The organism is Hydrogenophaga sp. (genome assembly GCF_050182545.1).
In the GTDB taxonomy this organism is placed as follows: Bacteria; Pseudomonadota; Gammaproteobacteria; order Burkholderiales; family Burkholderiaceae_C; genus Hydrogenophaga.
The window spans coordinates 337,679-359,966 of sequence record NZ_JBFXCD010000001.1; the positions used below are offsets into that span (position 1 = coordinate 337,679).

Here is a 22,288-nt window from a genome sequence, read left to right on the forward strand (position 1 = left end):
GAGCGGAACAGAGCGCCACGGCGCCCCGATCCCGCGAGGCCAATGAGAAGAAGAGCAGCGAAACCTACTCGCCCTCTAGCTTCAACATCTGCGAACCTTCACCCAAAGACAGGAGACCAGACTTGGCATAGATGCCAAGCTTGGCCCGCGTGTCGGTGATGTCCAGGTTGCGCATGGTCAGCTGGCCGATGCGGTCCAGCGGCGAGAACGGCGCGTCTTCCACCTTCTCCATGCTCAGGCGCTCCGGGGCATAGGTGAGGTTCGGGCTCTCGGTGTTGAGGATCGAGTAGTCGTTGCCGCGGCGCAGCTCCACAGTCACCTCGCCCGTGACCGCGCGCGCCACCCAGCGCTGCGCCGTCTCGCGCAGCATGATGGCCTGCGGGTCGAACCAGCGGCCCTGGTAGAGCAGCCGACCCAGGCGCAGACCGTTGATGCGGTACTGCTCGATCGTGTCCTCGTTGTGAATGCCGGTGACCAGGCGCTCGTAGGCGATGAACAGCAGCGCCAGGCCCGGGGCCTCGTAGATGCCGCGGCTCTTGGCCTCGATGATGCGGTTCTCGATCTGGTCGCTCATGCCCAGGCCATGGCGGCCGCCGATTTCATTGGCCTTGAGGATCAGGTCCACCGGGCTGGCGAAGGTCTGGCCGTTGAGGGCGACCGGCTGGCCTTCCTCGAAGCGCACGGTCACTTCCTCGGCCTTCACCGCGCAGTCCTCGCGCCAGAAAGGCACGCCCATGATGGGGTTGACGATGCGGATGCCGCTGTTGAGGTGTTCCAGGTCCTTCGCTTCGTGCGTCGCGCCCAGCATGTTGCTGTCGGTACTGTAGGCCTTCTCGGCGCTCATCTTGTAGCCAAAGCCGTTGGCCGTCATGAAGGCGCTCATCTCGGCGCGGCCACCGAGTTCGTCGATGAAGGCCTGGTCCAGCCAGGGCTTGTAGATCTTCAGGCTCGGGTTGGTCAGCAGGCCGTAGCGGTAGAAGCGCTCGATGTCATTGCCCTTGAAGGTGGAACCGTCGCCCCAGATGTGGACGTCGTCCTCCTTCATCGCGGCCACGAGCATGGTGCCGGTGACGGCGCGGCCCAGCGGTGTGGTGTTGAAGTAGGTGATGCCGGCGGTGCTGACATGGAAAGCGCCGGCCTGCAACGCGGCAATGCCTTCATGTGCGAGCTGAGTGCGGCAGTCGATCAGGCGCGCCTTCTCCGCGCCATAGGCCAGAGCCTTGCGCGGAATCTCGTCGTAGTCCGGCTCGTCGGGCTGGCCCAGGTTGGCCGTGTAGGCGTAGGGGATCGCGCCCTTCTGCTTCATCCACAGCAGCGCGGCCGAGGTGTCGAGGCCGCCGGAGAAGGCGATGCCGACTTTCTGTTTCGAGGGAAGGTTCTGGAGAATGGTGGCCATGTGTGCGGGCCCTTCGACAGGCTCAGGGAGAACGGTTGAATGGGGGCGAACGATCAGCCGAAGTGGCAGATGTAGTGGTAGGGCTCGGTCACGCGGATGTCGAAGCTGCTGTTGCCGGGGATGCTGAAGGACTCGCCCGGGCCAGACTTCATCCAGGCGTCGCTGCCGGCCAGCTTGTACTCGCAGCCGCCGGCCACGCATTCCATGACCTCGGGCGCGCCGGTCTTGAAGGTGAGTGTGGCCGGCAGCACCACGCCGACCGATTTTTTCGTGCCGTCGGCCAGGGTGATGCCGTGGCTGACGCACTTGCCGTCGAAGTACACACTGGCCTGGGTGTTGACGGTCACGCCGTCGAATTGGGTGGTGCTCATGGTGTGGGGAGTGAGGCGGGGACGAACGAAAGGCGAAACCGCGATTTTAGGCCGCGGGCCAGGCGGGGGACCGCGCGCTCACAGGCGCTGCTGCCAGGCGGTGGCGTCGAAACCCACGGTGATGCCGCCGTCGGCCCACTGAACCACCGGGCGCTTGATCACGCTCGGGTTCGCCATTGCCACGGCGCGCGCGCTGGCGGCGTCGGTCACGGTGGCGCGCGTGGCCTCGTCAAGCTGGCGCCAGGTCGTGCCCCTGCGGTTGATGACCGCCTCCCAGCCCGCGGTGGCCAGCCACTGGTCGAGTGCGTCTTCGGGCACGCCCTGTTTCCTGAAGTCGTGGAAGCTGTGTTCGACGCCGTGTTCCGTCAGCCAGGCGCGGGCCTTCTTCACGGTGTCGCAGTTGGGAATGCCATGGACGGTGATCATGGCCGGCATTGTCCGACATCCATCAGGGGCGGGCCGCGATGGGACAATCGCCGCCATGCTTGACATTCCGGTTCCCGATCACCCCACCACGCTGGCCGACTGGCTGGACCACGCCGAACGCCTGCACCCGGTCACCATCGACATGGGGCTCGATCGCGTGCAGCGCGTGGCGCAGCGCATGGGCCTGGCGCTGGACTGCCCGGTGATCACGGTGGCGGGCACCAATGGCAAGGGGTCGACCTGCGCCATGCTCGAAGCGATCTACACCCAGTCGGGCTACCGCACCGGCGTTTACACCTCGCCGCACCTCGTGCATTTCGAGGAGCGCTGCCGCCTTGCCGGTGAAGCGGTGGCCGCCAGCGAGCTGTTGCCTGCCTTTGCCGAGGTGGAGGTGGCGCGCAAGGGCCAGGCGGGTGACGAAGGCGGCGAGGTCAGCCTGAGCTACTTCGAATTCACCACCCTGGCCATCCTGCGCACGCTCTCGCGCAGCGGGCTGGACGTGGCCATCCTGGAAGTGGGCCTGGGCGGGCGGCTGGACGCGGTGAACATCATCGACGCCGACTGCGCGGTCATCACCAGCATCGCGCTCGACCACATGGCGCTTCTGGGCAACGACCGCGAGGCCATCGGTTTCGAGAAGGCCGGCATCATGCGCACGGGCCGCCCGGTGGTGGTGAGCGACCCGGTGCCGCCACAGAGCGTGCTGGACCGGGCGCTGGAAATCGGCGCCGAGCTGTGGCGCCTGGGCAAGGACTTTCATTTCGCGGGCGACCAGCAGCAATGGGGCTGGGCGATGCACCCCGCGCGCGGCGGGCGGCGCTATGCCGGCCTGGCCTACCCGGCGCTGCGAGGCGCCAACCAGCTGGTCAATGCCTCCGGCGTGCTGGCGGCGGTCGAAGCGCTGCGCGCGCGCCTGCCGGTGACGGCCCAGGCCGTGCGCACGGGTCTTGCACTGGTGGAGCTGCCCGGGCGCTTCCAGATCGTGCCCGGCACACCGACGCTGGTGCTGGACGTGGCGCACAACCCGCATTCGGTGGCGGCGCTGGCGGAAAACCTCGACGCCATGGGCTTTTACCCGGGCACCCACGCGGTGTTTGGCGCCATGGCCGACAAGGACCTGGGAGCGATGCTCGAACGCATCGCGCCGCTGATCGACCACTGGCACGTGACCGACCTGCCGCTGCCGCGCGCCAGCACCGCCGACGCACTGGCCGGTCTGCTCGATGCCCACCCGGCCACGGCGCCGGGGGGCAAAAGCCGCGTCGCGGGCCGCCATGCCCACCCCATGGATGCCCTGCGCGCGGCGGTGTCCGTGGCGGACCCCGCTGATAGAATCGTCGTCTTCGGATCGTTCTACACCGTGGGTGGCGTTTTGCAGGACGGCGTGCCCCGAATGTCGGCGAAACACCTGTCCTAGCCCCACCCGGAGCGCTTCCCCGCCAGGCCTTTCATGGCGCCACGGTCCCATCCCGAATGTTCAAATCCCGTTCAGGTTCCCAGGGCAACGCCTCGACCCCGCCGCCGCAGAGCATCGAGGCCGTGCGCCGCCGCGCGCGCCACCGCCTGATCGGCGCCTGTGTGCTGGTGCTTTTGGGCGTGGTGGGTTTTCCGCTGTTGTTCGATACGCAGCCGCGCCCGATCCCGGTGGACATCCCGATCGAGATCCCCGCCCGCACGTCCACGGCTCCGCAGGCCCGACCCGCTGCGGCACCTGCCGCGCCCCGCGACGAAGTGGCCGAGGCCCCGGCCAAGCCCGCGCTTGCCCCCGCTCCGGCGACCGAGACCAGACCCTCCCCCGCGCCTGCGCCTGCTCCGGTGGCTGAAGTCAAGCCCGCGCCCGCACCCGAACCCGCGAAAACGCCGGCCCCGGCCGCCGCGGACGCCGAGCGCGCCCGCGCCTTGCTCGAAGGCAAGCCGGCACCCGTGCCCGCCAAGGCAACTGCCGATGCGCCCGCGGCCGCCGAGCGGCTGGTCGTTCAGGTGGGCGCGTTTGCTGAGGAAGCCGGGGCGCGCCAGGTGCGCCAGAAGCTGGAGAGCGCAGGACTCAAGACCTACACCCACGTGGCCCAGACCGCGGAGGGCCGGCGCATCCGTGTCCGCGTGGGTCCGTTCGACAGCCGGGCCGACGCCGACAAGGTGGCCGCGCGCGTGAAGGCCATGGGCCTGCCGGCCGCGGTCCTGACGCTGTGAGCTTCACGCGGGCGCGACGCCGATGGTGCTGACCGACTGGGTGCTGCTGGGGGCCTTGCTGCTGTCGGTGCTGCTGGGCCTGTGGCGCGGGCTGGTGTACGAAGTGCTCTCTCTGGCGGGTTGGGTGGTGGCCTTCGTGGTGGCCCAGGCTTTCGCCGACGAAGCGGGGGCCTGGCTGCCGATGGAGGGCCTGTCGCCGCCGCTGCGCGTGGCGATTGGTTTCGTGCTGGTGTTCGTGGCCGTGGCCTTCGCGGCCGGCCTGTTGGCCTGGCTGGTGCAGAAACTGGTGGCCTCGGTCGGTTTGCGCCCGGTGGACCGGGTGCTGGGTGGCGCATTCGGACTGGCGCGCGGCGCGGTGATCCTGCTGGCGGTGGCGCTCGTGGTGAGCATGACCCAGATGCAGGCCGCCACGTGGTGGACCAACTCCGGCACGGCCGGGGTGCTCACGGCGGCGCTGCAGGAGGTCAAGCCCTTGTTGCCGGAGGCGGTGGCCCAACATGTGCGCTAGAACCTGTTCGCATAGTTTTTCCTGAGGATCGAATCATGTGTGGAATCGTGGGCGTGGTCAGCAAGGCGCCGGTCAATCAGCTCATTTACGACGCGCTGCTGCTGCTGCAGCACCGCGGGCAGGACGCCGCGGGCATCGTCACGCAGCAGGGACGCAAGTTCTTCATGCACAAGGCCAAGGGCATGGTGCGCGACATCTTCCGCACCCGCAACATGCGCGCGCTGCCCGGCCTGTGCGGCCTGGGGCAGGTGCGTTACCCCACGGCGGGCAATGCCTACAGCGAGGAAGAGGCCCAGCCCTTTTACGTGAACGCACCCTTTGGACTGGTGCTGGTGCACAACGGCAACCTCACCAACGCCAAGGCGCTGGCGCAGGAGTTGTTCCAGACTGACCACCGCCATGTCAACACCGAGAGCGACTCCGAGGTGCTGCTCAACGTGCTCGCGCACGAACTGGAAAAGGTCACGCGCGGCATCACGCTCAAGCCGGCCGACGTGTTCGCCGCCGTGCGCGGGGTGCACCAGCGCGTAAAGGGGTCCTACGCCGTGGTGGCGATGGTCGCGGGTCATGGGCTGCTGGCGTTTCGCGACCCGCATGGCATCCGCCCGCTGTGCATCGGCCGCAACAAGGATGGTGGCGTGATGATCGCCAGCGAGTCCGTCACGCTCGATGGCAATGGCTTCGAACTCGACCGCGACCTGGTGCCTGGCGAGGCGGTCTTCGTCGACCTGGAAGGCCGCATGCAGTTCCAGCAATGTGCCGAGCAGGTCAGCCACAACCCCTGCATCTTCGAATACGTGTACCTGGCGCGGCCCGACTCCGTGCTCGACGGCATCTCGGTCTACCAGGCGCGCCTGAACCTGGGCGTGACGCTGGCCAAGCGGGTCATATCCACGGTACCGCCCAACGAGATCGACGTGGTCATTCCGATTCCCGAATCCTCGCGCCCCAGCGCCATGGAACTGGCGCAATTGCTGGGCCTGCCGTACCGCGAAGGTTTTGTGAAGAACCGCTACGTGGGCCGCACCTTCATCATGCCGGGGCAGGGCGTGCGCAAGAAGTCGGTGCGCCAGAAGCTCAACGTGATCGGCAGCGAGTTCAAGGGCCGCAACGTGCTGTTGGTGGACGATTCCATCGTGCGCGGCACCACCAGCCGCGAGATCGTTCAGATGGCGCGCGACGCCGGTGCGCGCAAGGTCTACCTGGCCAGCGCGGCGCCACCGGTGCGTTTTCCCAACGTCTACGGCATCGACATGCCCACCCCCGACGAACTCGTGGCGCACGGCCGCACGGTCGAGCAGGTGCGCGAGATCATCGGCTGCGACGCGCTGATCTACCAGGATGTGGACGCCATGAAGCAGGCCATTGGCTCGCTCAATCCATCGCTCTCGGGCTTTGACGCATCGTGCTTCGATGGTGTCTACGTCACCGGCGACATCACACCGGAAGACATCGCCCGCCTCAACGCCGGGCGCGACCAGGGTGAGGAAGGCGAGGAAGACACCTCGCGCCTGGCCCTGCCCAATGCCCAGGTCGTCTGAAGGGCCCATTTCATGACAGCAAAGAAGACCCCCGCCCCGGCGGGCCTGCACCGCGACACACTGGCCGTGCGCGAGGCCGTGGAACGCAGCCAGTATGGCGAGAACTCCGAGGCCTTGTACCTCACCAGCGGCTACGTACAGCCCAGCGCCGAGGCATCGGCACGCCGCTTCGCGGGTGATGAGGATGGTTACACCTACGGGCGCACCGGCAACCCCACCGTCACCAGCTTCGAGCAGCGCCTGGCCGCCATGGAGGGCACCGAGGCCGCCATGGCTACTGCGTCGGGCATGGCGGCCATCATGCTGATGTGCTTCAGCCTGTTGCGCTCGGGCGACCATGTGGTGTTCTCGCAGTCGATGTTCGGCTCGACCATCAAGCTCATCGGTACTGAATTTGCGCGCTTTGGCGTGGAGTCGACCATCGTTGCGCAGACCGACATCGACGCCTGGCGCGCGGCGGTGCGGCCTGGCACGAAACTGCTGTTCGCCGAGACGCCCACCAACCCGCTGACCGAAGTCTGCGATATCGCCGCGCTGGCCGACATCGCGCACAAGGCCGGGGCACTGCTCTGCGTGGACAACTGCTTCGCCACGCCCGCGCTGCAGCGTCCGGTGCTGCTCGGTGCCGACATCGTCATGCACTCCGGCACCAAGTTCCTGGACGGCCAGGGCCGCGTGATGGCCGGCGCACTCTGTGCGCCCGAGGCCATGGTGCGCGAGAAATTCCTGCCGGTGCAGAAAAACGCGGGCATGGTGCTCTCGCCCTTCAACGCGTGGGTGGTGCTCAAGGGGCTGGAAACGCTCAGCCTGCGCATGAACGCGCAAAGCGCGGCCACCCTCGCACTCGCGCAGTGGCTGGAACTGCACCCGGCCGTGGGTCGCGTGTACTACCCCGGCCTGGCCAGCCACCCGCAACACGAGCTGGCCATGCGCCAGATGGGTGGCGTGGGTGGCGCGGTGCTGTCGTTCGAAGTCAAGGCTGACGACGCCACGCAGGCGCGCGCACGCGCCTTCCATGTGCTCGACGCGTTGCAGGTGCTGTCGCTGTGCACCAACCTCGGCGACACCAAGACCTTGCTGACCCACCCGGCCAGCACGTCACACGGCAAGCTGGCCGAGACGCAGCGGCAGGCCGCCGGCATCGGCCAGGGCCTGATCCGCGTGGCGGTCGGCCTGGAGCACCTCGACGACTTGAAGGCCGACCTCTCGCGTGGCCTGGACACCCTTTCATGAGCACTGTCAGAACCCGCTTCGCCCCGTCGCCCACCGGCTTCATCCACCTCGGCAACATCCGCTCGGCGCTTTACCCCTGGGCGTTCGCGCGCTCCACCGGCGGCGCCTTCATCCTGCGCATCGAAGACACCGATCTCGAGCGGTCTTCGCAGGCTGCGGTGGACGTGATCATCGAAGGCATGAAGTGGTTGGGCCTCGACCACGATGAGGGCCCGTTCTACCAGATGCAGCGCATGGACCGCTACAAGGCCGTGCTGGCCGAGATGGTGGCGGCCGGCCTGGTGTATCCCTGCTACATGAGCGTGGCCGAGCTCGATGCGTTGCGCGAACGCCAGATGGCCGCGAAGGAAAAGCCGCGCTACGACGGCACCTGGCGCCCCGAACCCGGCAAGACCCTGCCGGCCGTGCCCGACGGCGTGAAGCCCGTGCTGCGGTTCAGGAACCCCCAGGGCGGCGTGGTGGCCTGGGACGACAAGGTCAAGGGCCGCATCGAGATCGCCAACGACGAGCTCGACGACCTTGTGATTGCGCGACCCGACGGCACGCCGACCTACAACTTCTGCGTCGTGGTCGACGACATCGACATGGCCATCACCCATGTGATCCGTGGTGACGACCACGTGAACAACACGCCGCGCCAGATCAACATCTTCCGCGCGCTCGGCAAGGAACCACCGGTGTACGCGCACCTGCCCACCGTGCTCAACGAGCAGGGCGAGAAGATGAGCAAGCGCAACGGCGCCAAGCCTGTCACGCAGTACCGCGACGAGGGCTACCTGCCCGACGCCATGGTGAACTACCTCGCGCGCCTGGGCTGGAGCCACGGCGATGACGAGATCTTCAGCCGCGCGCAGTTCCTCGAGTGGTTCAACCTGGACCACCTGGGCCGCAGCGCCGCGCAGTTTGATGAAGCCAAACTGAAATGGGTCAACGCGCAGCACCTCAAGGCCATGGCCGACGACGCGCTCGCGCCGCTCGTGGGGGCGCAACTGCAGCGCCTGGGCGTGGCTGCCGACGAACGCCTGCCGCGCATCTGCGGCCTGTTCAAGGACCGCTGCGACACCACGGTGGCGCTGGCGCAGTGGGCGAAGGCCTTCTACGCCGACATCGCGCCCGACGTGGGCGAACGCGCCCAGCACGTCACCGACGCGGTGCGTCCCGCGCTGACCACGCTGGCTGACAAGCTCGCGGCCTGCGCCACCTGGGACAAGCCGACGATCTCGGCCGCCATCAAGGAGACCCTCGCTGCCCACGGACTGAAGATGCCGCAACTGGCGATGCCCGTGCGCGTGCTGGTGATGGGCACGGCCCAGACACCCTCGCTTGACGCCGTGCTGGAGTTGCAGGACAGGCAGGTCGTGCTGGCGCGTTTGCAGAAGGCATGAAAATATCGCCTATAATCTGAGGCTTGCTGAAATGCACCGGGGGATGAAGATCACCCGATACGAATCGGCAAACCCTGTGGGGGTATAGCTCAGCTGGGAGAGCGCTTGCATGGCATGCAAGAGGTCAGCGGTTCGATCCCGCTTACCTCCACCACAGTTTGAAGTCGCAATGGGTCGCTCATCGCGGCAACGGCAGAAAAAACAAGCTCTGCCGCTGCTACAATGCGAGGCTCTTTGAGTCCAGGTTATGACCCTATCGTCTAGAGGCCTAGGACATCACCCTTTCACGGTGAGTACCGGGGTTCGAATCCCCGTAGGGTCGCCAAACGAGCCGCAAGGCAAGCAGGCACAAGTGGTTGGCACTTGGTTCGCGAGAACGAAAGCCATCTACCAGGAGTGGTAGTTCAGTTGGTTAGAATACCGGCCTGTCACGCCGGGGGTCGCGGGTTCGAGCCCCGTCCACTCCGCCAGAAATCAATGGGTTGCAGCAGAAATGCCGCAACCCGTTTTTCTTTCTGGTGGCTGCACCGCTGCCACAGGCGCGTTGCCTCCCCCTCTTGAAATCGTTTTTCCCGCGCCTATCTCCGTGTCCGGAAGCGCTGGAGACGCCTCCGGCGCTCTGTTCAACCCTGAATGGAGGTTTCGCCATGTACCGATCCCTGTTCCCGCGCGACGTGTTCGCCGAGATGGATCGCCTGCAACGCGAGATGCAGCAGGCCTTCGATCTGTCTCCCACCATCCGCGGCTTTGCCCGCAATGGCTTTCCCGCCCTGAACGTGGGTGGGACGCCCAGAACCATCGAGATCTATGCCTTTGCGCCCGGCGTCGACCCGGCTTCGCTCGAAGTGGATCTCGAAAAAGGCCTGCTGACGATCAGCGGTGAACGCAAGAGCCCCTTGCCCGACGCCGACAGCAAGGCGACCGTGCACATCAACGAACGCTTCGAAGGCCGGTTCCGCCGGGTGCTCACGCTGCCGGACGACGCCGATCCGGATGCGGTCGACGCCAGGCTGCGCGACGGTGTGCTGCACGTCACCATTCAGCGGCGCGCTTCCGCGCAGCCGCGCCGCATCACCATCCATTGAGAACAGGTCGACAGAAAGGAGTGCACCATGAACAGCAGCCACATCATGCAGACGCCGGACGTGGGGCGGCAGCCCGGTCAGGTGGCGCGCCAGGCGCGGCCAGGCAGCGAGTCGCGCCAGGCCGATGCCGCACTGACCCCGCCGGTGGACGTGATCGAGGACGCCAACGGCATCACCCTGTATGCGGATCTGCCCGGCGTCAGCCGCGACAAGCTGAACCTGCACGTGGAGTCGGACACACTCACCATCGAGGGCGAGTCGGACCTGGCCGCACCGCAGGAGCTGACGTCCAGCCACACCGAGGTCGGTCTGCCGCGGTTCCGGCGTGTGTTCACCCTGAGCAAGGAGCTGGACACCGAGCGGGTGGAGGCCGAACTCGCGCAGGGCGTGCTGAAACTGCGCATCCCGAAGGCGGAACATGCGCAGCCCCGTCGCATCAACGTGAAGCTGGCCTGAGCGCGCCCCGGGGCGTTGGCGACAGGCCGGCGCGATGCGCGCACCGCGGGGCGGTCGTCAGCGCCCGCCGTGGGCGTCCAGTGCCGCCACCAGCTGCGCTGCCACGTGGCGCACCTCGGACTCATCCAGCGCCACCAGCTCCAGGTGCACCACGGCCTCCTGCAGGCCGTGCTCCATCAACCGGATGCTCGGACGGCCTGACTTGAGCACGCCGACGACGTCCCGGGCGCAGGCCACACCGCCCCTGAACGCCAGGCGCACCCGCTGAAACGGCATGCCCGCCGGGTCGTCTTCCGCGCGGATGTCAAGGTCCTGCCGATGGCGCAGCAGATCCATCAGCAGCGCAAGTTTGCTCTCCTGCAAGGCGCGCCAGCCATCGGTATCCAGTTGCGAGCGCTCCTCCAGCGCCGCCAGCACGCCCAGGATGGCTTCCTTGGAGGGCTTCATGGCGCGGCCGATGCCGCGTTCCTGTGCCCGGAAGGCGTCGACGAAGGCCTGGTTGCCGAGGACCAGGCCCGCGGTCGGAGAGGCCAGGTACTTGTGCGCACTCACCAGGATGGCGTCGGCGCCGGTGCGCAGCAGTTCGGGCATGCGCATGTCCTGCGCGGCGCCGTCAATGACGGCCGGGATGCCGCGCGCCCGCGCCAGGGCCACCGCGCCTGTCCAGTCCAGGCCCTGGAACGCGGTCAGGCGCGAAGACACCAGCAGCAGGCCGCAGACGCCGGGTGTGTCCAGGCTGCGTTCGAGTTCGGCCAGGGGCAGCGAAGACCGGTCGCCCGCCCGGAGCACCCGGGCGCCCGCCAGGCGGATGTCGGTCAGGATGGGGTGCCCGTAGTCCACGCAATGCCCCTCGGGGATCACCACCGTGTGGCGGCGGGCTGCCACATCGGGCAGGGCGGCAACGGCGGCCGGGTCGGTGCCCGCGATGCAGGCCGCCACGGCCTGCGTGATGGCGGCCGAGACGCAGTGCGTGACCGCGCCCGCTTCGGCACCGCTGAACGCGGCCAGTTTCGCGGAGGCCAGTTGCTGCAGTTCCTCCATGACGAAGAAGCTTTGCAGCGCCTGGGCCGATTGCCGTGCCACGAATGCGGAGGAGCGGGACACCCCGAGCGGGGTGTACGAGCCAGCGGCATTGATGACGGGGGTCAGCCGGTACTTGTCGTGCAGGGTGTCGTGGTTCATGCCTTGCAGGGTATCGCGCCCCACCGGAACGCTGGTTTCAGACCGCGCGTTCCAGCCAGCGCAGCTTCACCAGCCCGGTGGCCAGCGCCGTGCCGCACACGATCACCACGCCACAGGCGACCATCCAGGGGGTGATGGTCTCGCCCAGCAGGGTGGCGCCATAGAACAGCGCAAACACCGGCACGAGAAAGGTGACGGTCAGCGCGCGGCTGGGGCCGGCCTTGGCAATGATGCGGAAGAACAGGATGTAGGCGATGGCCGTGCACAGCAGACCCACCGCCAGCAGTGCCCCCCAGGCGGTGGCGCTGGCCGGCTGGCTGGGCCAGAACCAGATGGTGGGAATGGCCAGGCCGAGCGCGGCGCCGATCTGGCTGCCGGTGGCGGTGGCCAGCGGGTGTGCGCCGGTGAGGTAGCGCTTGGTGAAGCTGGCCGCAACGCCGTAGCACAGCGTGGCCAGCAGGCAGGCACCCATGGCCAGCAGCGTGGTGCCGGGGTCGTCTGCCCGGGCGGCGCCCGGGAGGCTGAAGCCGGACTTGCCGAGCACCAGCAGCGTGACGCCGATGAAGCCGATGGCCAGGCCCAGCATGCGCGAGCCGTCGGGGCGGTCCTTCAACCAGAGCCAGGCCACCAGCGCGCCCGACAGCGGCACCGTGGCGTTGAGGATGGAACTCAGCCCGGTGCTGATGTGCAGCACGGCAAACGCGAACAGCGCGAACGGCAGGCCCGAGTTGAGCAGCCCCACCAGCAGGATCAGCCTGGCCCGCGCGCGGAAGTCGGCCCACACGCCCTTGACCAGGAACGCCGGCAGCAGAAACAGCGCGGCCAGCGCCACCCGCATGCCCGCGGTGGGCAGGGCGCCGAACTCCGCCGCGCCCAGGCGCATGAAAAGAAAGGACGCGCCCCACAAGGCAGCGAGCAACAGGAATTCGAGGGCGAGGGCCGGGGTCATGGCGTGAAATTGTGCATGCGGGTGAGGGGTGCCCGTACCAGCGATTGATGCCGTGTGGGGCGTGGATTGATGCGTGGATCGGCACAATGCCGGCCCGGCGGGTCAGACCAGGACCGCGCCTTCCAGCGCGAGCAGCGCGGTCTTGCGCTCCAGCCCGCCGGCGTAGCCGGTGAGCGAGCCGTCGGCGCCGAGCACGCGGTGGCAGGGCACGACGATGCTCACCGGGTTGCGGCCGACCGCCGCGCCCAGCGCGCGCACGGCGGCGGGGCTGCCGATGGCCGCGCTCAGGCTGCCGTAACTGGTGGTGGCGCCGGGTGCGATGCCCAGCAGGGCCTGCCACACCCGCTGCTGGAACGGGGTGCCGCCCTGCAGGTCCAGCGGCAGTTCGAAGCGCGTCCGCTGCCCCGCGAAGTACTGGCCCAGCTGCTCGATGGCCTGCCGCAGCACCGGGTGCGCCGAGTCGCGCCGCCAGATCGAGGTATCGGGCCCGTGGCGCTGGCCGTCGAACCAGACGCCGCTGAGGCCGCGCGGCGTGGCCGCCAGGGTCATGGCGCCGAGCGGGCCCGGCCAGGTGGTGAAAACGGTGAGGGGATCGTGCTTCATGGTGACAAGGCTCCTGAGGTGGGGACGACGCGGCCGGCCGACCAGGCCCGCACGACGGCGTAGCTGCGCCAGGGTTTCCAGGCGAGCGAGAGGGCTTCGGCCTCGCGCGCCGGGTGCCTGCTGTCCTGCACGCCCAGCGCCTTGTGCAGGGCCACGTCGCCCGCGGGAAAGGCATCGGGCCAGCGCAGGGCGCGCATGGCGATGTACTGGGCGGTCCAGTCGCCGATGCCGGGCAGGGCCTTGAGTGCATCGAGTGTGGTGGACACGTCGGCGCTGCCATTGAGCACCAGGCCCTGCGTGGCCACCGCGCGCGCCAGCGCCACGATGGCCGCCTGGCGCTGCCGGACGATGCCCAGCTCACCCAGCGCGTCGCCACCCGCCTGCGCCAGCACCGCGGGCGCCGGGAACAGCCGCGTGAGCTGGGCGAACGGTGTCTCGATCGGTTCCCCGAAGCGGTTCACCAGGCGCTGCGCGAGCGTTCGCGCGGCCGCCACCGTGATCTGCTGGCCGAGCACCGCGCGCACGGCCAGCTCGAAGCCGTCCAGCGCGCCCGGCACGCGCAGCCCGTCGCCGTCGGGAAACGGGCCATGCAGCACGGCGTTGATGGCGCCCGGGTCGGCGTCCAGGTCGAGTGCGGCGCGCAGGCGGTGGATCACCTGGGGCAGCACCTCGCGCAGGGAATCGCCCACGCGCAGCGTGAGCTGGCAACGTGTTTCGTCGAAACTGGCCACCAGCCAGCCGGTGTGCGTGCGTCCCCCGACCTCCATGCGCAGCGTCTGCCCCAGCCGCAGGCTGTCGTCCAGGAAGGCCACGCCATCAATCAGGCGCTGGCGCAGAAAGCCCAGCGTGGCCGCCACGTCGTACGGGGGCCGGTAGCCCAGGCGCACGGCCGTGCCGTGGCCCGTGTCGCGTCCCTTGCCGGTGGCCTCGCGCCGCAGTTGCGTCGGATTGAGCCGGTAGTGGTCGAGGAACGCGGCGTTGAAGCGGCGCACGCTGCCAAAACCGCTGGCGAGCGCGATCTGCGTCACCGGCAGGTCGGTGTCGGCCAGCAACTGCTTGGCGGTCAGCAGCTTGCGCGTCAGCAGGTACTGCAGCGGCGAGACGCCCAGCCGCTCCTCGAACACGCGGCGCAGGTGGCGGTCGCTCACGCCCAGACGCGCCGCCAGGCGCGCGCCCAGGGCGCCGGCGTCGTCCAGCCAGTGCTGCGGGTCGTCCAGCCAGCGCGTGGCCTGCTGCGCCAGGATGGCCGAGGCGTCCTCCATCGACCAGTGGCGCTCCAGCGGCGCGAGTTCCGGCCGGCAGCGCAGGCAGGGGCGAAAGCCCGCATGCTCGGCCTGGGCCGCGTGGGCGAAGAATCGGCAGTTCTCGCGCCGCGGCGTGCGCACCCGGCAGACCGGGCGGCAGTAGATGCCGGTGGAGGTGACGGCGGTGAAGAAGCGCCCGTCGAAGCGCGCGTCGTGCGAGCACAGTGCGCGGTAGCAGGCGTCTTCGTCGATGCGGTCGGTCGGGTTCATGGCTGCCATGGTAGGCCTTGCGGGCGAAGCTGGCTGGCCGTTTCCGGACATGTGCATCCGGGTGCCGGAATACCCCCTCCTACAATCGCGGTTTTGACCGACACAGGAACCCATCCATGCAAGTTGCCGCGTCCATCTTCAAAGCCTACGACATCCGGGGCGTCACGCCCACCGCGCTCAACGAAGGCGTCGCCGAGGCGCTGGGCCTGGCCTTCGGCACGCGGGCCCTGCAGCTGGGCGAGAAGACCGTGGCCGTGGGGCGCGACGGGCGGCTGAGCGGCCCCGCGCTCTCGGCGGCCCTGATCCGCGGCCTGGTGGCCGCCGGCGTGGACGTGATCGACATCGGCCTCGCCACCACGCCCATGCTGTACTTTGCCGCCGCCACGCTGTGCAACAGCGGCATCCAGGTCACGGGCAGCCACAACCCGCGGGATTACAACGGCTTCAAGATGGTGCTCGGTGGGCGGGCCATCTACGGTGAAGAGATCCAGGGCCTGCGCAAGGTCATGGAGGAGGAAACCCACGTGCGTGCCGACGGCGGGCGCGTGCGCCTGGTCAACGTGTCGGCCCCGTACAAGGACCGCATCGTCTCCGACGTGAAACTCGCACGCCAGATGAAGCTGGTGGTGGACTGCGGCAACGGCGTGGCCGGCGCCTCGGCCCCGGCCATCTTCCGCGCGCTGGGATGCGAGGTGATCGAGCTCTTCAGTGAGGTCGACGGCAACTTCCCCAACCACCACCCGGACCCGAGCAAACCCGAGAACCTGCAGGATGTGATCCGCGCGCTGCGCGAGACCGATGCCGAACTGGGCCTGGCCTTCGACGGCGACGGCGACCGCCTGGGCATCGTCACCAAGGACGGTGCCACCATCTACCCCGACCGCCAGATGATCCTGTTCGCGCAGGACGTGCTCGCGCGCGTGCCGGGCGGCGACATCGTCTTCGACGTCAAGTGCTCGCAGCGCCTCGCCCCTGCGATCGAGGCGGCGGGCGGTGTGGCGCACATCTACAAGACCGGCCACTCGCTGATCAAGGCGCGCATGAAGGAACTCGACAGCCCGCTCGGTGGCGAGATGAGCGGCCACATCTTCTTCAAGGAACGCTGGTTCGGTTTCGATGACGGCACCTACGCGGGTGCGCGCCTGCTGGAGATCCTCAGCCGCAGCCCGGACGCGAGCACGGTGCTCAATGCACTGCCCACGAGCTTCAGCACGCCCGAGCTCAACGTCGCCTGCGCCGAGGGCGAGCCGCACGCGGTGGTCGAGAAGCTGGTGGCGCTGGCGAAATTCGACGCGCCGGCGAAGCTCTCCACCATCGATGGCGTGCGCGTGGACTGGCCTGACGGCTTCGGTCTGATCCGTGCCTCCAACACCACGCCGGTGCTGGTGCTGCGCTTCGAAGGCCACACGCCCGAGGCCCTGCAACGCATCGAGGGCGCGATGCTCGCCTTGCTGAAACAGGCCAAGCCCGATGCCGTCGTCGGTGCGAGCGCGCACTGAACATGAGCGATCACGACCTGCTCGACCAGGTCACCGTCGTGCTGGTCACGTACCACAGCGCCCACTGTCTGGACGCGCTGGACGCGCTGCTGTCGCACTGCCCGCACATCGTCATCTCCGACAACGGCAGCACCGACGGCACGACCGAGCAGGCGCGCGCGCGCTGGCCGCAGGCCGTGGTGCTGGAGCATGGCCGCAACCTGGGCTTCGGCACGGCGAACAACCGCGCGATCGCCCAGGTGACGACGCCCCTGGCCTTCCTGCTCAACCCCGACTGCGAGGTCACGCCCGAAGGCCTGCGCGAGCTGGTGCGCGCCGCCAACGAGCTGCCCGAGGTGGCCATCGTCGCACCCCAGCTGCAGGGCGCACCGGGTCGGGCCGATGTCAATTACCGCTGGCCTCGCATGGCCTGGGCATCGCGCGGGCCCGGTGCGCAAGGGCCGGCCTGCGTGGGCTTCGTGGTCGGTGCGGCCATGCTGTTCCGGCTGGCGCGTTTCGAGGGAGTGGGCTTCTTCGACGAGCGCTTCTTCCTGTACTACGAGGACGACGACCTGTGCCTGCGGCTGTTTCAGGCGCAGCGGCCCATGGTGGTGTGGCCGGCGGTGGCGGCCGTGCACCGTGCGCGCGGCTCGGTCCGGGGCAAGACACCCTGGAGGAGCGAGTACCTGCGCGGCTACCACCACGCCCAGTCCAAGCTGATCTACGCCGCCAAGCACCGCTCGGCCGCCGCCGCGCAAGGCCTGCGCTGGAGCGTGCTGCTGGGCACCACGCTGGCCTTGCCACTGCGTGTGATCGTGTTTTCGCCCAAGCTGGTGGCGCGCATGGCGGGGCGGTGGATGGGGCTGTGGCGCTGGAGGCTGCATGACTGAGGCGGCGGCGCCGACCCGCCCCACGCTGGGCATCGCGGTACTCACGCTCAACGAGGCGAGTCGAATCGACGCCTGCCTGCACAGCGCGGCCTTCGCAGACCAGATCGTGGTGATCGACAGTGGCAGCGCCGACGATACGCGCGAACGCGCCACGCGCCTGGGCGCCGAGGTGCACTTGCACCCGGACTGGCAGGGCTTTGGCGTGCAGCGCACGCGCGCACTCGACCACCTGCGCACCGACTACGTGTTATTTCTCGATGCCGACGAGGAGATTTCCGCTCCTTTGCAGGCCGAGATCGCGTTGGCCATCGCCTCGGGCGAGGACGCCGCCTGGCGCGTCTGGTGGGATGAGGTGGCCTTTGGTCGCGCGCTCACGCGCATGAGGCCGCGCGGCGGCATTCAGCGCCTGTTCCGGCGCGCCACGCTGGAGCGCTTCGATGGCGTGGTGCACGAGGCCGCCGTGCTGCGCCACGCCGTGCCGGTCCGCGCGTTGCGCCAGCGCCTGCTGCACCACTCGCGCCCCACGGTCTATGGCAGCCTGCGCAAGCTCGCCCAGTACGTGCAACTGGGCGCCGCGAAACGCGGTGCGCAGGGCAAGCGTGGCGGGGTGTTGCGCGGCCTGGTGATGGGCACCGTGGTGTTTCTGCGCGTATACCTGTTTCAGCGCGCTTTCCTGTGCGGTGGTCCAGGGTTTCTTTATGCGCAGTTCATCGCGCTCGAAACCTTCTTCCGCTATGCCGCGTTGCGCTACGACGCCGACGCGGTCAACGAACTCGCGCGGCGTTGAACGCGAGGGTCAACCACCCGCGAAGCGCATTTCCAGCTTGAGACCCCAGTAAGCCAATGTGTCGCGCCAGCCGGTGCGCAGTTGCGGACGCAAGCGGTCCGGGTTGCGCAGCGCGGGCTGGATCAGGTGCTGGTCGAACAGCGCCATCACGCGCGCCGGGTTGTACAGCGGCGTGTAGCGGTCCCAGTGGCCGGCGCGCACGGCGCCGCGGTCCAGTGCGGCGATGGCACGCACCAGGCCTTCGGCATCTTGGTAGGGCCAGCCCGCGTCGCCCAGCACGTCGAGGTGGTGCCGGTGCTTGCTGCGTGCGTAGGTGAACACCGGTTTGTTGCGGATCGAGAACTCGCCACACGCCAGCCCGAAGGATTCGCCTTGCAGGCGGGCGTGCAGCATCGCGTCGCAGCTGTTGATGAAGCGCGTCTTGCGCAGCAGGTCGCCGGTGCCGGGCAGGAAGATGGCGCGTGGGTGTTCGACGAAGCCATCGATGTTGAGGAACAGGAACCAGGTGTTCGGTTGCGTTTGCAGGCAGCGCCGCACCGCTTCGATGGCGCAGGGGACGTCGAAGCTCCTTGCGCCACCGTGGCAGCCCAGCACCTTCGCATCGGCCGGTATGCCGAGCTCGGCACGCAGGTCGTCGTGCACCGCGGGCAGGGTGACGATGTGAGGGACCGCCGGGATGTGGCCTCGCGCGCAGCGGTCGCTGAGCCAGTCGGAGATGAAGGCGAAGGACGCGCCGTGCGCCTGGCGCGGCGCGGTGGGAAACACCGCATGCACCATGGTCGGCACCGTGCGCGAGATCAGGCCATCGTTCCGCCCTGCCTTGATGGCGTAGAGCAGGTTGGCGTTGCAGCGTTGCAGCAGGCCATCGATTTCGCCGCGATCGCGGTAGCTCAACAACTCGAAGCGGCGTGCAAACTTGTCGATGGCCTGAGGATCGTTGTGCCCGCTGCCGGCGGGATACATCACCACGCTGCGGTGGCCAAGCTCGCGCTCGGCGCCCTCGGCGTAGTCGTACAGCGCGACCTCGGTGCCCCGGATCGACAACTGGTTGGAGTGGAACGCGATGGTCTTCTTCATGACTTTTCCCGATGTCGGGCCGCGGCCATGAGCAGCGCCGTCATCAGGATGAAGAAGTGGTTCTCGGTGGAGAGCCAGAAGGAACTGTGGGTCATGTTGGAGACCACCAGGATCGTCAGGAAAGCCAGCATCAACGCCCGCCGCCGCGCCTCTTCGCGCCAGCCTTGACGCGCAATCGCCAGCAGAAACCACGCAAACAGGGTCAGGCCGATCAGGCCTTGTTCGACGAGGAAGAACGCAAACTGGTTGTGGGGATGCACGCAGACGACCGAACACCAGTCAGGGTCGACGAAGTGGGTCTTTGCCAATACCGGATAGGCGGCGGTGCCGTGGCCGAGCAGGGGGCGCTCCTGCGCTTGTTCCAGGGAGAAGCCGATCATCGCCATGCGCGAGCCCACCGACGTGACCTCTCCCGAAGTGCTGGCCACCTCGTTCCACGCCTGAGTCATCCGCTCCTGCAACGCCAGTGAGGTGCCGCCAGCAACGGCGAGGACGATGAGCGCGCCGGACACGGTGGTCACGAGGGCCGTTCGCGACCGGGCCATTGTGACCAGCAGGCCGAACACGAAGATGGAAAGAAACCACGCAAGATAGCCGGTTCGCCCGGACGACAGAAACAGGATGCTGATGGCGGCCAGTGCGGACGCACTCCCCCAGGCGATGGTGCCCCAGCGGGTTCTCGACTTGAGTGCGAGGTAGGCGCAAATGCAGGAGAAGAACGACATCATGATGCCCTGCGCGATGTAGTCCTTGAACACCGTGTGGTCCCTGCCGAAGCCTTGGTTGTGCGTGCGCGTCCAGGAAAAGTCGAACCAGACGTTGAGCCAGGTGACCACCAGCGTGATCAGCATCGCCAGCGCAAAGCCCTGCCAGCACCGGCGCCGTGTGGCTGCGTCATGCAGCAGGCCGATGAAGATCGGGAGCATCAGGAACTTGCTGTATTTCTGCACGGCACCCGCGATCTGGCCACCGTCGGCGGGCGACCACAGGGCCGCCACCACCACCCAGGCGAACAACGCCAGCGCCGGCGGCGCGACCCGGTTCGAGAGCGCCTGGCGGGCGTCGCGCAGCGAGGAGCCCCACACACAGCCCAGCAGCCAGAAAATCAGCGTGAACAGCAGCCCGACGTTGGCCAGCGCGACCGACATCGGAAAGGCGAAGAACACCAGGATCAGCGACGCACGGGCGCCGTGCTGAAAAAAGGAGGACAAAGTCATGGGGACGGGGGAACGTTCTGATAGCCGCCCAGCAGCGCGGCCCAGTCGGCCTCGCTCCAGTGGTACGGCGTCACGCGGGTGGCTTCCTTGCGCAGCGAGCGCAGCAGCCGCTGCAGGTTCAGGGCTTTCCAGCTGCCGCCCGGGCGCACATCGCATTTGTCGAAGTCGACCACCCAGGCCTGACCCGCGCTGTCGAGCAGCAGGTTGTGCGCGTTCAGGTCGGCGTGGAACACCTGGCGCTCGTGCAGGCGGCGTATCGCCTGGCCGAGCGTGGCCCATTCGGCGTCCGCCAGGGGCCGTTGCTGCAACAGCTGCACCACGTTCGCGCTGCCGGGGATGAGGCCCACGATGATGTCGGCCTGGTAGAACAGCGGTCCGCGCGGCCGGTGGCTGGCCGCCACGGGTTCGGGCACGGGCAGCTGCCACGAGCGCATCAGCCGCAGCAGGCTGAATTCGCGCATGGCGCGGCTGTCGTGGGTTGCGGCGCGCCAGAAGCGGTCATCGCTCAGGCGCGCCATCAGGCCACCGCGCCGGTAGTGGCGCAGCACATGGCCGTGCTCGCCTTGCGCGATCAGGAGCGCCTGGCCGCGGCCGCTGCCGGTCGCCAGGGCTGTGCCACTGGCGTGCGCGGCGGGGTCGAAGGTCTGCGCCGACACCTGGGCCAGGTGAACCGGGTCGAACCAGCAGGTGCGCCGCCCCGCCAGCGTGGCCGTGCCCAGCCGCGAGATGTTGCCACTGTGCGCGGGCCACCAGAGCGGGCGCAACACCGCCATGGATCGCTCTGAAGAGCCCTGGTTGCGCTCGATCAGCTGGCGGGCGGCGCTGGCGCGGGCCGACAGCACGGGCGGGTGGGTGAGCCAGCGCACCGCCGTGTCGGCCAGTTCGCGCGCATTGCGCACGCAGGCACCCGCGCCGGTGCGCGCGATCTCGTCGAACAGCGGCGCCGCGTTGTGGGTGTGCGGCCCGAACAACACCGGCTGGCCCACCGACATCGGCTCCAGGGGGTTGTGCCCGCCCACAGGCGCGAGCGTGCCGCCGACGAAGCACAGCGCCGCGTGCTGGTACCAGTGAACGAGTTCACCCATGGCGTCGATCAGCAGCACCTGGGTGTCGGCGGCGGGCGCTTCGCCGCTGCTGCGGCGCACATGCCGCAAGCCGCTGTCCTGCAGGCGCCGGGCCACGCCGTCGAAGCGCTGCGGGTGGCGCGGCACCAGCACCAGCAGCCAGTCGGGGTGCGTGGGCGAGAGTTCGGCCCAGGCGTCGAGCCAGACCGTTTCGTCGCCCTCGTGCGTGCTGCCCGCCACGATCAGGGTGCGGCCCTGCAATTCGGGTGGCAGCGCGACGCGAGCCGCTGGCACGGCAACGTCGAACTTGAGGTTGCCGGTGTCGTGCAGCCGTTCGGGCGAAACGCCCAGCGCCAGGAAACGCTCGGCGCTCACGGTGTCGGCCGCGGCCACGGTGAGCTGCGACCACACCGGGCGCATCAGCGCCGCCCAGCGCCGGTAGGTGCGCAACGAGCCCTCGGCCAGGCGGGCGTTGATGAGGGCCACGGGCAGGGCGCGAGCGCGGCACTGCTGCAGCCATTCGGGCCAGAGTTCGCGCTCTACCAGGATGAGCAGCCGCGGCTGCAGGCGGTCGAGGAAGCGCGCGACCGCGCCGGGGGTGTCAATGGGCGCGTACACGTGGCGCAGCTGGTCGCCCCAGTGCGCCTGCAGGGCGCGCGCGCCTGTGGGCGTCTGGGTGCTGACGACAAGCGCATGCGCGGGCCATTCCTGCAGCAGGGCGTGCAGCAGGGGCTGCACCGCCTGGACCTCACCGACCGAAGCGGCGTGCACCCAGATGCAGCCGAATTGCTCGGGCTGCACGGGAATGAAGCCCAGACGGTGGCGCAGGTTCTGCCGGTAGCCGGGCTCTTTGCGCCCACGCCACCAGAGCCAGGCCAGCAAGGGGGTGGCCAGGGCGCGGCTGACCAGCCGGTAGGCCCGTTGGGGCATGGAAAT

Annotated in this window: 21 protein-coding genes and 3 tRNA genes; 14 read left to right on the plus strand and 10 right to left on the minus strand. The window is 68.5% G+C overall.

The window, feature by feature from the left end; translation table 11 throughout:
- Positions 1-64: 64 nt before the first annotated feature.
- From argG to AB7P10_RS01690, 3 genes are all read right to left on the minus strand, one after another.
- Positions 65-1,396 carry an argininosuccinate synthase gene (argG, locus tag AB7P10_RS01680; protein ID WP_428292093.1) on the minus strand — a complete coding sequence of 444 codons (1,332 nt, stop codon included), beginning with the start codon at positions 1,394-1,396 and terminating at the stop codon, positions 65-67.
- A gap of 53 nt (positions 1,397-1,449) precedes the next feature.
- Positions 1,450-1,767 carry a pyrimidine/purine nucleoside phosphorylase gene (locus AB7P10_RS01685; RefSeq protein WP_428292094.1) on the minus strand — a complete coding sequence of 106 codons (318 nt, stop codon included), beginning with the start codon at positions 1,765-1,767 and terminating at the stop codon, positions 1,450-1,452.
- Between the two features lie 78 nt (positions 1,768-1,845).
- A complete protein-coding gene (locus AB7P10_RS01690; protein ID WP_428292095.1) occupies positions 1,846-2,193 on the minus strand; it encodes an ArsC family reductase in 348 nt (115 codons plus the stop codon).
- Between the two features lie 55 nt (positions 2,194-2,248).
- On the opposite strand from AB7P10_RS01690, the gene folC reads away from it, so the two are divergent.
- The 11 genes from folC (at position 2,249) to AB7P10_RS01745 (ending at position 10,591) form a co-directional block, all read left to right on the plus strand.
- The gene (folC, locus tag AB7P10_RS01695) at positions 2,249-3,610 is read left to right on the plus strand and encodes a bifunctional tetrahydrofolate synthase/dihydrofolate synthase (RefSeq protein WP_428292096.1); all 1,362 of its coding nucleotides are present in this window, start codon (positions 2,249-2,251) and stop codon (positions 3,608-3,610) included.
- Between the two features lie 56 nt (positions 3,611-3,666).
- Positions 3,667-4,383, plus strand: coding sequence for an SPOR domain-containing protein (locus tag AB7P10_RS01700; protein WP_428292097.1), 717 nt, complete (start codon positions 3,667-3,669; stop codon positions 4,381-4,383).
- A gap of 22 nt (positions 4,384-4,405) precedes the next feature.
- Positions 4,406-4,891 (plus strand): CvpA family protein, encoded by a 486-nt coding sequence (locus AB7P10_RS01705; protein WP_428292098.1) that lies wholly within the window; start codon positions 4,406-4,408, stop codon positions 4,889-4,891.
- A gap of 35 nt (positions 4,892-4,926) precedes the next feature.
- Positions 4,927-6,432 (plus strand): amidophosphoribosyltransferase, encoded by a 1,506-nt coding sequence (purF, locus tag AB7P10_RS01710; RefSeq protein ID WP_428292099.1) that lies wholly within the window; start codon positions 4,927-4,929, stop codon positions 6,430-6,432.
- Positions 6,433-6,444: 12 nt separating this feature from the next.
- A complete protein-coding gene (locus tag AB7P10_RS01715; protein ID WP_428292100.1) occupies positions 6,445-7,665 on the plus strand; it encodes an O-succinylhomoserine sulfhydrylase in 1,221 nt (406 codons plus the stop codon).
- Positions 7,662-9,050 carry a glutamate--tRNA ligase gene (gene gltX, locus AB7P10_RS01720; protein WP_428292101.1) on the plus strand — a complete coding sequence of 463 codons (1,389 nt, stop codon included), beginning with the start codon at positions 7,662-7,664 and terminating at the stop codon, positions 9,048-9,050. Before AB7P10_RS01715 ends, gltX begins: the two co-directional genes overlap by 4 nt.
- A 78-nt stretch (positions 9,051-9,128) precedes the next feature.
- Positions 9,129-9,204: transfer RNA gene (locus AB7P10_RS01725), tRNA-Ala, on the plus strand.
- A gap of 95 nt (positions 9,205-9,299) precedes the next feature.
- Positions 9,300-9,375: transfer RNA gene (locus AB7P10_RS01730), tRNA-Glu, on the plus strand.
- A 68-nt stretch (positions 9,376-9,443) separates the two neighbouring features.
- Positions 9,444-9,520, plus strand: a tRNA-Asp gene (locus AB7P10_RS01735).
- 177 nt (positions 9,521-9,697) lie between these two features.
- Complete coding sequence (locus AB7P10_RS01740; RefSeq protein ID WP_428292102.1) at positions 9,698-10,135, plus strand: Hsp20/alpha crystallin family protein; 438 nt, start codon at positions 9,698-9,700, stop codon at positions 10,133-10,135.
- A gap of 27 nt (positions 10,136-10,162) precedes the next feature.
- Positions 10,163-10,591, plus strand: a complete 429-nt coding sequence (locus AB7P10_RS01745) for an Hsp20/alpha crystallin family protein (RefSeq protein WP_428292103.1) — start codon at positions 10,163-10,165, stop codon at positions 10,589-10,591.
- 57 nt (positions 10,592-10,648) lie between these two features.
- On the opposite strand, the gene AB7P10_RS01750 is transcribed toward AB7P10_RS01745, so the two are convergent.
- The 4 genes from AB7P10_RS01750 to AB7P10_RS01765 form a co-directional block, all read right to left on the minus strand.
- Complete coding sequence (locus tag AB7P10_RS01750) at positions 10,649-11,773, minus strand: hypothetical protein (RefSeq protein ID WP_428292104.1); 1,125 nt, start codon at positions 11,771-11,773, stop codon at positions 10,649-10,651.
- Between the two features lie 37 nt (positions 11,774-11,810).
- On the minus strand, positions 11,811-12,722 hold the full coding sequence (locus tag AB7P10_RS01755) for a DMT family transporter (protein WP_428292105.1): 912 nt from the start codon (positions 12,720-12,722) through the stop codon (positions 11,811-11,813).
- Between the two features lie 102 nt (positions 12,723-12,824).
- Entirely contained in the window at positions 12,825-13,325 is a 501-nt protein-coding gene (locus AB7P10_RS01760) for a methylated-DNA--[protein]-cysteine S-methyltransferase (protein WP_428292106.1), read from the minus strand.
- Positions 13,322-14,839: a DNA-3-methyladenine glycosylase 2 family protein gene (locus AB7P10_RS01765; RefSeq protein ID WP_428292107.1), complete on the minus strand. Its 1,518-nt coding sequence runs from the start codon at positions 14,837-14,839 to the stop codon at positions 13,322-13,324. Before AB7P10_RS01765 ends, AB7P10_RS01760 begins: the two co-directional genes overlap by 4 nt.
- A gap of 116 nt (positions 14,840-14,955) precedes the next feature.
- On the opposite strand from AB7P10_RS01765, the gene AB7P10_RS01770 reads away from it, so the two are divergent.
- Genes AB7P10_RS01770 through AB7P10_RS01780 form a run of 3 tightly spaced genes read left to right on the plus strand, consistent with a single transcriptional unit; the run spans position 14,956 to position 17,994 of the window.
- Positions 14,956-16,338, plus strand: coding sequence for a phosphomannomutase/phosphoglucomutase (locus AB7P10_RS01770; protein ID WP_428292108.1), 1,383 nt, complete (start codon positions 14,956-14,958; stop codon positions 16,336-16,338).
- Between the two features lie 2 nt (positions 16,339-16,340).
- Complete coding sequence (locus AB7P10_RS01775) at positions 16,341-17,207, plus strand: glycosyltransferase family 2 protein (RefSeq protein ID WP_428292109.1); 867 nt, start codon at positions 16,341-16,343, stop codon at positions 17,205-17,207.
- Entirely contained in the window at positions 17,200-17,994 is a 795-nt protein-coding gene (locus AB7P10_RS01780; protein WP_428292110.1) for a glycosyltransferase family 2 protein, read from the plus strand. Before AB7P10_RS01775 ends, AB7P10_RS01780 begins: the two co-directional genes overlap by 8 nt.
- Positions 17,995-18,003: 9 nt before the next feature.
- Here AB7P10_RS01780 and AB7P10_RS01785 read toward each other — a convergent pair whose 3' ends face one another.
- The 3 genes from AB7P10_RS01785 to AB7P10_RS01795 form a co-directional block, all read right to left on the minus strand.
- Positions 18,004-19,071, minus strand: a complete 1,068-nt coding sequence (locus AB7P10_RS01785; protein ID WP_428292111.1) for a hypothetical protein — start codon at positions 19,069-19,071, stop codon at positions 18,004-18,006.
- Complete coding sequence (locus AB7P10_RS01790; RefSeq protein WP_428292112.1) at positions 19,068-20,219, minus strand: O-antigen ligase family protein; 1,152 nt, start codon at positions 20,217-20,219, stop codon at positions 19,068-19,070. The genes AB7P10_RS01785 and AB7P10_RS01790 overlap by 4 nt, the downstream gene beginning before the upstream one ends.
- 65 nt (positions 20,220-20,284) lie before the next feature.
- Positions 20,285-22,282: a 3-deoxy-D-manno-octulosonic acid kinase gene (locus AB7P10_RS01795; RefSeq protein WP_428292113.1), complete on the minus strand. Its 1,998-nt coding sequence runs from the start codon at positions 22,280-22,282 to the stop codon at positions 20,285-20,287.
- Between the last annotated feature and the right edge of the window lie 6 nt (positions 22,283-22,288).